Genomic DNA, 9,163 nt, shown 5'->3' on the forward strand with positions numbered 1-9,163 from the left:
AGGCAGCTATGCACGACCCCGCTGTTCACAACAAGCCGCGCATCGCTATCAGTGCCTGCCTGACCGGGCACAACGTGCGTTACAACGGTGGCCACAAGTCCTCGGACCTATGCCGCACCCAGCTGGAAGAACATTTCGAATGGACGACGGTGTGTCCAGAAATGGCGATTGGTTTGGGGGTACCCCGTGATCCCATCCGTCTGGTGGGCGACCCTGAACATCCTGAAGTCGTAGGCACGCGCAATCCTGGGCTGGACTATACGAGCCCCTTGCGTGAATACGGCAAGCAAATGGCCGCCGAACTCGATGATATTTGCGGATACATCTTCATGCAGAAGTCGCCCTCTTGCGGACTTGAGCGTGTGAAGGTCTACCAGGACAACGGTCACCCAGCCATCAACGGCGGTCGTGGCGCCTATGCGCAGGCTTTTTGCGAGCTAAGGCCAGACCTGCCGGTCGAAGAGGAAGGCCGCCTGCACGACCCTGTGCTGCGCGAAAACTTCATCAGCCGCGTGTACGCGTACGCCGATTGGCAGCATCTACTTGAAGAAGGCGTGAGTCGCCACGCATTGCTGGCTTTCCACGCCCGCTACAAGTACCTGCTGATGGCGAACAACCCGCAGGCGTATCGCACCTTGGGACGCATGCTCGGCACCATGAGCAAAGACGACGACCCTGACGTTATCGCCCCCCGTTATTTCTCCGAGCTGATGCAGGCCTTGCGCCGCCGCGCCAGCCGTGGCACACACAGTAATGTGCTGCAGCACCTGAGCGGCTATTTCAAAAATGCCCTGACCCCTGCCGATAAAGCCGAGCTGCAAACGTTGATCGGGCAGTATCAGCAAGGGATCGTGCCTTTGATCGTGCCGCTGACCCTGCTCAAGCATCATCTGCGCAACCACCCCGACCCCTACTTGCTGCAACAAGCCTACTTGCAGCCTCATCCTGAACGCCTGGGGCTACGTAATGCGGTCTGAGATTCTTTTACCAATTGGTGAGCTGGCCCGACGCACGGGCGTCAACCCGGTCACCCTGCGCGCATGGGAGCGGCGCTACGGTTTGCTCAAGCCACAGCGCACGCCCAAAGGGCATCGACTGTACCCGGTCGAACAGATCGAGAGGGTGGAAGCGATTCTGGCCTGGTTGCAGCGAGGCGCATCGGTCAGCCAGGTGGGAGAGTTGCTGGACAAGCCACTCAGCACACCACCGACTGGGGACTGGCAAACCCGTCAGTTCCAGATGCTCGAAGCCATCGCCAACCTGTCGCAACGGGCGCTCGATCATCAGCTGAACCAGGCCATGGCGCTCTACCCCGCCGTCACGTTGTGCGAGCAGTTGCTGCTGCCTTTACTGGACCTGCTGGAACTGCGCTGGCGCAACTACTTCAACGCACGGCTTGAGCAGGTGTTCTTCCACACCTGGTTGCGCAGCAAACTGGGCGCGCGGGTGTACCACGACAATCAGTTGCTACAGGGCCCACCGGTTCTGCTTGCCGAAGACAGTGACCGGGGCTTCGACCCTGGCCTGTGGCTGTGCGCATGGCTGTTCACCAGCAATGGCTTTGCGGTGGAAATCCTCGAGCAGGCCGTGGCCGGTGCGCAGTTGCAGAGTGCAGCCGCGGCCTTGAAGCCACGCGCAGTGCTCTTGAACCTCGGCCCGCGCATCGATACCCGCGCGTTGCAGCGCACGCTTCAGAACCTGCAATTGCCCACCCTTGCCGGGGGTGCCTTGCTCGCGCTGCACCAGACCCAACTGGGCTCGCTCGACCTGCCTCACCTGCACACCTTCGATACCCCTCAAGCGGCCTTGCGACTACTGCAAGGCCTGTGACTGCCAGCCTGGAGAGATTCCGATTTCATGCACTTGACTTGGCTTCGCAGTGACTTGCGCGTTACCGACAACACGGCCCTTAGCGCCGCCAGTGAACGTGGCCCAACCCTGGCCCTGTGGCTTATCAGCCCTGGCCAATGGCAGGCCCATGACGATGCGGCCTGTAAAGTGGATTTCTGGCTACGCAACCTGCGCGAAGTGCGGCAGTCGCTTGACGCGCTCAACATCCCACTGCTCATACGCAAGATAGACACCTGGGATGATGCGCCTGAGGCTGTGCTCGATGTCTGCCGAAAGCACAATGTCCAGAGCGTTCACTGGAACGAGGAATACGGCATCAACGAGGCCCGCCGCGACGCAGCCACATGCAAATTGCTCAAAGCTTCAAAGGTTGAGGTTCACACCCATCTCGACCAACTCCTGTTCCGTCCGGGGACGGTGCTGACCCGTAGTGGCGGCTACTTCCAGGTGTTCGGCCAATTCAAGAAAAATTGCCTTGAACACTTGCACCGCAGCCTGCCCTCGATGGCCGCACCGGTTAAACGCCAGGCCCCGACATCGATCAAGAGCGACCCGATTGCGCAACATGTCGAACCCTTCGAAAAGCCGGCAGACGCGCTGCGCAAACGCTGGCCCGCTGGCGAGAAGGAGGCTCAGGCAAGGCTTGCCCGGTTCACCGATGAAATCATCGACGACTACGAGACGCTGCGTGATCTTCCTGCTCGCGAGGGCACCAGCCAATTGTCAGCCTATCTTGCAGCGGGGGTCATCTCACCCCGCCAATGCCTGCATGCCGCGCTGGCCCATAACCGGGGCGAGTTCGACAGCGGCAGCAGCGGCGTCCAGACCTGGGTCAACGAATTGCTCTGGCGCGAATTCTACAAGCACATCCTGACGGGCTATCCCCAGGTTTCCCGGCATCGTGCCTTCCGTGCGCACACCGAGGCGTTGCCCTGGCGTAAGGCACCCAAGGAGTTCGAAGCCTGGCAGCAGGGCCGAACCGGCTTCCCGATCATTGATGCGGCCATGCGCCAGATGCTGACCACCGGCTGGATGCACAACCGGCTGCGCATGCTGACTGCCATGTTCCTGAGCAAGAATCTGTTGATCGACTGGCGGCTGGGGGAACGTCACTTCATGCGCCATCTGATCGACGGGGATCTGGCAGCCAACAACGGTGGCTGGCAGTGGAGCGCATCCACCGGTACCGACTCGGTCCCCTACTTCCGGATCTTCAACCCAGTGTCGCAGTCACAACGCTTCGATCCAAAGGGCCGCTTCATTCGCGAGTGGCTGCCTGAATTGCAGGACATCGACGATAAAAATATCCACGACCCTGGAAAATGTCGCGGCTTGATTGATGCTAACCTCTATCCCAGTCCTATCGTCGATCTTCACAGTAGTCGACAGCGGGCGCTCCAGGCTTTCAAGGAGTTGCCCCGCTAGTCGTGTATAGAGGGCAATGCCGTGAGTGGCTCACGCAGTTTTTGGGTTACAGGCGCAACGAATGGGCTGGGCCTGGCAATGGTCCGCGATCTTTTGACAAAGGGGCACCGGGTCGCTGCCAGTGCAGGTGCAAGCGAGGAGCTCGATCGCTTGTGCATGCATCATGGCGATCGTTTGCTGCGGCTTCCTGGCCAGTTACAACAGCAACCCGATGCTGACGAGGCAGGCCGCATGATCGACCATGCCTGGGGGTCGTTGGATGGCTTGATCCTGAATGCCGCCACCTGTGATTACCTCCTTCCAGGCACCTCGGACAGCGAGTTGTTCGAGCAGCTGATCATCACCAACCTTCAGGCGGCACAGCACTGCCTGGAGTACGCCACGCCCCTGCTGGCCAAGGGCGATATGCCCCAGATAATGGCTGTTTTCAGCCGGTACTCCGCCGCGCAGCTTTACGCGCCGACGCAGTTTCCTGCCGGCTGGAACAATGCCGTGCAGTGGGTGAGGGAGCAGCGCCCGTCGTTGCTTGCCAATGGCATAGCGTTGACGGTGGTAGCACCGCAGTCCCTGAAAAACCCCGTGACGGCCGCCAGCGCCGTGCCTGAGGACTGGACTGCCGACACCGCCGCGCTTGAGCTTCTGACGCGCTTGCGTGCACGTGAACCTGAGCTCGTGCTCGAGACGCTGAACCCGTCGAACCTCTGGCCGCTGCCGCAGCACTAGGTGGTACTGCGAGGGTAGAAACGCCAGTCATGCAGGGCACTGCTCAGGACGTGAAACGTTCTACGTCCTGAGATGGGTGCCACAGCACCGGAAGGATATCCATCAACGCACGTGGTTCGGCGCTGGTCCAGAAGCGGGTCGACCGAGCTGGGCCGCGTGCAAGCAGATCAGCCCCTGCGAGCAGGCGTTCGAGTTGACGGGCCACGGCAGCGCCCGTATCGATGACGGCCACGTGTGGGGGCACCGTTTCAGCCAGCAAGGGTTTCAAGAACGGATAATGCGTGCAGCCCAGTATCAAGGTATCGCAGCCTGCCGCCAGAAGCGGTTCAACGTAACTGCCCAGCAAAGTGCGTAACACCGGGCTGGTCAGGTCCCCCGTTTCGATCAGTTCGACAAGCCCAGGGCAAGGCTGGGTGACTACCCGCACGTTACTGGCAAAGCGATCGAGCAAGGCGGCGAACTTGGCGCTCTGCAAGGTCCCGGTCGTGGCCAGCACGCCGACTATCCCTGAACGGGTAGCCGCTGCGGCAGGCTTGACCGCCGGTTCCATGCCCACGATCAGCCAGTCAGGATAGTGCGCACGCAGGTCGGCCACCGCAGCCACGGTGGCCGTGTTGCAGGCCAGTACCATGGCCTTGGCACCTTGCTGATAAAAGAAGGCAGCGATGCGGCGACAGCGTTCGCGAATGTAGTCCGGCGATTTTTCCCCGTACGGTACATGGCCACAATCGGCGAGGTAGTGAAGCGTTTCGCTGGGCAAGCGTTGACGAATCTCGGCAAGCACTGACAGCCCCCCTACCCCGGAGTCCATCACCCCAACTGGCCCCTCGCGCTTAGCCATCGCGCTTGCCACACACCGCGCAGCCAGGGTCGCGTTTGACCCGCAATTCACGGATACGCGTGTCCAAAGCGTCGATCAGCAACAGTCGCCCTACCAAGGGTTCGCCGAAGCCGGCCAGCAGCTTCATGGCCTCCAGCGCCTGCAAGCTGCCCACCAAACCTACCAGGGGGCCGATCACGCCCGCCTCGCTGCAGGTCAGCTCAGCCTCGCTGCCGTGACCATACAGGCAGTGATAACAGGGGCTGTAATCGCGGCGCGGATCGAAAACCGAGAGCTGGCCTTCCAGGCGGATCGCGGCGCCACTGACCAGGGGCTTGGCAGCCGCCACGCAGGCCGCATTGACCGCCTCGCGCGTCCCGAAGTTATCCGAGCAGTCGAGGACCAGGTCCACGGCCGCTACGGCAGCGGCCAGCGAGTCCTCATCCAGCGCCTGCCGGTGGGCAACCAGGTCGATTTCCGGGTTTATTGCCTGCAGACGCTGCAAGGCCGAGTCGACCTTGCTCATGCCCACGCTGGTACTGTCATGGATGACCTGGCGCTGCAGGTTCGTCAGGTCGACCGTATCGAAATCTGCCAGGTGCAACTCGCCAACGCCAGCAGCCGCCAGGTACAGCGCCACGGGCGAGCCCAGGCCGCCGAGTCCGACGATCAGGGCCTTGCTGTGCTTAAGGCGCAGCTGGCCGTCGACGTCGATCTGGGACAGCAATACCTGCCGACTGTAGCGCAGCAGCTCCTGGTCGCTCAGCATGGCAGGTGCCCCAAGGTGATGCGCGGATGGCCGCCTAGGTCGGTGCGGCTGCTCACCTCGACAAAGCCGTTTTCCCGCAGCAGCACCTGTACGGCATCAGCCTGGTCATAACCATGCTCGAGCAGGAGCCAGCCGCCTGGGGTGAGGTGGCTCGGCGCCTGCGCGGCGATGACCCGCAGGTCATCCAGACCGTCGACCCCGGCTACCAGCGCGCTGCTGGGCTCGAAGCGTACGTCACCGTCGACAAGGTGCGGGTCTGAAGCCGCGATATAGGGCGGGTTACTGACGATCAGGTCGAAGCGTTCGCTGGAAAGGCCGTCGAACCAGTGGCTGACCTGGATGCGGGCGTTGGCCAGGCCAAGCCGCTGGCGGTTGCGCTCGGCCAACGCGGCGGCCTCGGGCACGCGATCCACCGCCGTCACCTGCCACGCCGGTCGCTCGCTGGCCAGCGCCAGGGCAATTGCACCGGTGCCGGTACCCAGGTCGAGCACCTTGGCCGGCAGCGCAGGCAGCAGCTCCAGCGCCGTCTCGACCAGCAGTTCGGTGTCCGGGCGCGGGATGAGCGTATGCGGGGCCACTTCCAGGTCGATCTTCCAGAAGCCCTGCTGGCCGAGGATATAGGCCACGGGCTCTCCGTCCCTGCGCCGCTGCAGATAGCCGTCGTAAGTCTGAGCAGCGTCGCTGCTGACGATGCGTTCTGGCCAGGTGTGCAAATAACTGCGCGATTTGCCAAGCGCCGCCGCCAGCAGCAACTCGGCATCCAGGCGCTCGGTAGGCGAATCGGGTAACTGCGCGTTGCGCAGCAGGCTGGCGATGATGGTCATCAGTCCCCCAGAGCAGCCAGTTGGTCGGCCTGGTATTCGGCCAGCAAAGGCTCGATCACCGCATCGACTCCACCGGCCAGCACGTCGTCCAGCGAGTACAAGGTCAGGTTGATGCGATGATCCGTGACCCGACCCTGTGGGTAATTGTAGGTGCGAATGCGCTCGGAGCGATCCCCGGAGCCCACCAGCAGCTTGCGCTCACTGGCGATGGCGTTCTGAGCGGCACTGGTCTGCATGTCGTTCAACTTCGCCGATAGCCAGGACAAGGCGCGCGCACGGTTCTTGTGCTGGGAACGCTCTTCCTGGCATTCGACGACAATGCCCGTGGGCAAGTGCGTGATGCGGATGGCCGAGTCGGTCTTGTTCACATGCTGACCGCCTGCGCCGGACGCGCGGTAGGTGTCCACGCGCAAGTCGGCTGGGTTGATCTCGATGGCCGCTTGCTCATCCGGCTCCGGCAAGACCGCCACGGTGCAGGCCGAGGTGTGAATGCGGCCCTGGGATTCGGTTTCGGGCACGCGCTGTACACGGTGCGCGCCGGACTCGAACTTGAGCTTGCCGTACACGTTCTCGCCCTCGACGCGGGCGATGATTTCCTTGTACCCGCCGTGCTCGCCTTCATTCTCGGAGAGGATTTCCAGCCGCCAGCCGCGCTTTTCCGCGTAGCGCGAATACATGCGAAACAGATCGCCCGAAAAGATCGCCGCCTCGTCGCCACCGGTACCGGCGCGAATCTCGAGAAACACGTTGCGCCCGTCGTTGGGGTCCTTGGGCAGCAACATGCGCTGCAGCTGAGCCTCCAACGCCACCAACCGGTCCTTGGCCTCGCGCACCTCCTCCACGGCCATATCACGCATGTCCGGGTCGCTGTCCTTGAGCAGCGCCTGGGCGCTTTCAAGATCGTCCTGGACTTTGCGCCATTGCTGATAGGCCGTGTGCACCGGTTCGACTTCGGCGTACTCGCGGGAATAGGCGCGAAAACGTGTCTGGTCGGAAATGACCTCGGCATCACCAAGCAAAGCGGTGAGTTCTTCGAAGCGGTCCTGGAGAATGTCCAGTTTATTGAGCAGCGACGCTTTCATTACAGGGATTTGTCCGTGGAGCCCTCTTGGAGGGCAAAGAGTTCCTGGGCCATGGCCAGCGCATCGAGGCGGCCCTCGGCCGAGAGCTTTTTGAGCTGCACGCTGGGCGCATGCAGGAGCTTGTTGGTCAGGCCGCGCGCCAATTGGGCCAATACGTCTTCAGGGTTGCCACCGTTGGCCAGCAAGCGCTGGGCCTTTTGCAGTTCTTCATCACGCAGCCGTTCGCTTTGCTGGCGGTAGGCCCGCAGCACATCGACAGCAGCCAGCTCACGCAGGCGTGCCATGAAATCCTCGGCCCCCACCGCCACCAGTTCTTCGGCGGCCTGGGCGGCGCCTTGGCGGCTCTTGAGGTTTTCGGCAACCACGTCATGCAGGTCGTCGACGGTATAGAGGTACACATCGTCGAGCTCGCCCACTTCGGTCTCGATGTCGCGCGGGACAGCGATATCGACCATGAAGATGGGTTTGTGCCGGCGCTGCTTGAGGGCGCTTTCGACGGCGCCCTTGCCTAGAATCGGCAATTGGCTGGCGGTGGAACTGATGACGATATCGCTGTTGGCGAGCTCTTGGGGGATATCGGCGAGCAGCACGGCGTGTGCACCAAACTGCTCGGCCAGGGTGCTGGCGCGCTCGAGTGTACGGTTGGCCACCACGATGCGGCGCACGCCCTGCTCGTGCAGGTGGCGGGCGACCAGGGTGATGGTTTCACCGGCGCCGATCAGCAGGGCCTGGCTGCGGGCCAGGTCGCTGAAGATCTGCTTGGCCAGACTGACCGCCGCGAAGGCGACCGACACGGGGTTTTCGCCGATGGCGGTGTCGGTACGGACCTGCTTGGCGGCGCTGAACGTGGCCTGGAACAGGCGCCCGAGCAGCGGCCCCACGGTGCCGGCTTCGCGGGCAACGGCATAGGCGGACTTCATCTGGCCGAGGATCTGCGGTTCGCCGAGCACCAGAGAGTCGAGGCCGGAGGCAACGCGCATCATGTGCCGGACGGCATCGTGCTCTTCGTGCACGTAGGCGCTGGCACGCAATTCGTCGAGGCTGAGGCGGTGATAGTCGGCCAGCCATTGGAGCACGGCATCGGCCGACAGCTGGTCCTGCTCGATGTAGAGCTCGCTGCGGTTGCAGGTGGACAGGATCGCTGCCTCGCGACTGGTGGTGAGGCGGCAGAGCTGCTGCAGGGCATCCACCAGCTGCTCCGGGGTAAACGCCACGCGCTCGCGTACGTCTACCGAGGCAGTCTTATGGTTGATACCAAGTGCAAGAAAGGCCATGCAAGATCGCTGGTTGTGACAGGAAGCCGATAATTGTCCTCTTTCGCAGGTTAGAGGACAACCACCGTTCGCTATCGAGGTGATAGTGTGGCGGCGCGAAGGTGTTCTTGAGGATACGCTGTGGACTTCAGGCGCTGGCATCCAAGGGTGCAGTCATTTGGCTATTACCCGACTCATGATGGAGCGCTCAAGGCGATAATGCGCATGCCTTACTTACACCGAGTTACAACTTTGTCACCTCCAAGTTCGCTATCGAGTCAAATATCACACACGCATCCCCAAAACAGCCTCTCATGGCTACTGAGTTCGATACTGATTCACCCAACTCCAAAGCGTTCAATCTAGCTTTTGATCTTGATCTTGATCTTGATCTTGATCTTGATCTTGATCTTGAT

8 protein-coding genes and 1 pseudogene are annotated in these 9,163 nt (G+C 62.0%); 4 read left to right on the top strand and 5 right to left on the bottom strand.

From position 1 onward, the window contains the following. The first annotated feature begins 8 nt into the window (after nucleotides 1–8). The 4 genes and pseudogenes from ACF8E5_RS12805 (at nucleotide 9) to ACF8E5_RS12820 (ending at nucleotide 3,999) form a co-directional block, all read left to right on the top strand. The gene (locus ACF8E5_RS12805; RefSeq protein ID WP_058639465.1) at nucleotides 9–977 is read left to right on the top strand and encodes a DUF523 and DUF1722 domain-containing protein; all 969 of its coding nucleotides are present in this window, start codon (nucleotides 9–11) and stop codon (nucleotides 975–977) included. Beyond that, nucleotides 967–1,867 (top strand): annotated as a pseudogene (locus ACF8E5_RS12810) (MerR family transcriptional regulator). Before ACF8E5_RS12805 ends, ACF8E5_RS12810 begins: the two are co-directional and overlap by 11 nt. Next, a complete protein-coding gene (gene phrB, locus ACF8E5_RS12815) occupies nucleotides 1,858–3,276 on the top strand; it encodes a deoxyribodipyrimidine photo-lyase (protein ID WP_058639467.1) in 1,419 nt (472 codons plus the stop codon). The pseudogene ACF8E5_RS12810 and the gene phrB overlap by 10 nt, the downstream one beginning before the upstream one ends. A gap of 21 nt (nucleotides 3,277–3,297) precedes the next feature. Continuing rightward, nucleotides 3,298–3,999, top strand: coding sequence for an SDR family oxidoreductase (locus ACF8E5_RS12820; RefSeq protein WP_078479105.1), 702 nt, complete (start codon nucleotides 3,298–3,300; stop codon nucleotides 3,997–3,999). Nucleotides 4,000–4,042: 43 nt separating this feature from the next. On the opposite strand, the gene murI is transcribed toward ACF8E5_RS12820, so the two are convergent. The 5 genes from murI to hemA are packed head-to-tail and all read right to left on the bottom strand — an operon-like array spanning nucleotide 4,043 to nucleotide 8,768. Beyond that, nucleotides 4,043–4,840, bottom strand: a complete 798-nt coding sequence (gene murI, locus ACF8E5_RS12825) for a glutamate racemase (RefSeq protein ID WP_392475374.1) — start codon at nucleotides 4,838–4,840, stop codon at nucleotides 4,043–4,045. Further along, nucleotides 4,833–5,588: a molybdopterin-synthase adenylyltransferase MoeB gene (locus ACF8E5_RS12830; protein WP_058639470.1), complete on the bottom strand. Its 756-nt coding sequence runs from the start codon at nucleotides 5,586–5,588 to the stop codon at nucleotides 4,833–4,835. Before ACF8E5_RS12830 ends, murI begins: the two co-directional genes overlap by 8 nt. Beyond that, nucleotides 5,582–6,412, bottom strand: a complete 831-nt coding sequence (gene prmC / locus ACF8E5_RS12835) for a peptide chain release factor N(5)-glutamine methyltransferase (RefSeq protein ID WP_196126691.1) — start codon at nucleotides 6,410–6,412, stop codon at nucleotides 5,582–5,584. The genes ACF8E5_RS12830 and prmC overlap by 7 nt, the downstream gene beginning before the upstream one ends. Further along, on the bottom strand, nucleotides 6,412–7,494 hold the full coding sequence (gene prfA, locus ACF8E5_RS12840) for a peptide chain release factor 1 (protein WP_058605370.1): 1,083 nt from the start codon (nucleotides 7,492–7,494) through the stop codon (nucleotides 6,412–6,414). Before prfA ends, prmC begins: the two co-directional genes overlap by 1 nt. Continuing rightward, complete coding sequence (gene hemA / locus ACF8E5_RS12845) at nucleotides 7,494–8,768, bottom strand: glutamyl-tRNA reductase (protein WP_058639472.1); 1,275 nt, start codon at nucleotides 8,766–8,768, stop codon at nucleotides 7,494–7,496. The genes prfA and hemA overlap by 1 nt, the downstream gene beginning before the upstream one ends. Nucleotides 8,769–9,163: the final 395 nt, after the last annotated feature.

Origin of the sequence: Pseudomonas sp. WSY_20, assembly GCF_043104335.1 — a bacterium.
Classification (GTDB): domain Bacteria; phylum Pseudomonadota; class Gammaproteobacteria; order Pseudomonadales; family Pseudomonadaceae; genus Aquipseudomonas; species Aquipseudomonas parafulva_B.

Coding starts and splice junctions, on each gene's coding strand:
- ACF8E5_RS12805 (WP_058639465.1), top strand. CDS start 9: ATGCACGACCCCGCTGTTCACAACAAGCCGCGCATCGCTATCAGTGCC.
- phrB (WP_058639467.1), top strand. CDS start 1,858: ATGCACTTGACTTGGCTTCGCAGTGACTTGCGCGTTACCGACAACACG.
- murI (WP_392475374.1), bottom strand. CDS start 4,840: ATGGCTAAGCGCGAGGGGCCAGTTGGGGTGATGGACTCCGGGGTAGGG.
- ACF8E5_RS12830 (WP_058639470.1), bottom strand. CDS start 5,588: ATGCTGAGCGACCAGGAGCTGCTGCGCTACAGTCGGCAGGTATTGCTG.
- prmC (WP_196126691.1), bottom strand. CDS start 6,412: ATGACCATCATCGCCAGCCTGCTGCGCAACGCGCAGTTACCCGATTCG.
- prfA (WP_058605370.1), bottom strand. CDS start 7,494: ATGAAAGCGTCGCTGCTCAATAAACTGGACATTCTCCAGGACCGCTTC.
- hemA (WP_058639472.1), bottom strand. CDS start 8,768: ATGGCCTTTCTTGCACTTGGTATCAACCATAAGACTGCCTCGGTAGAC.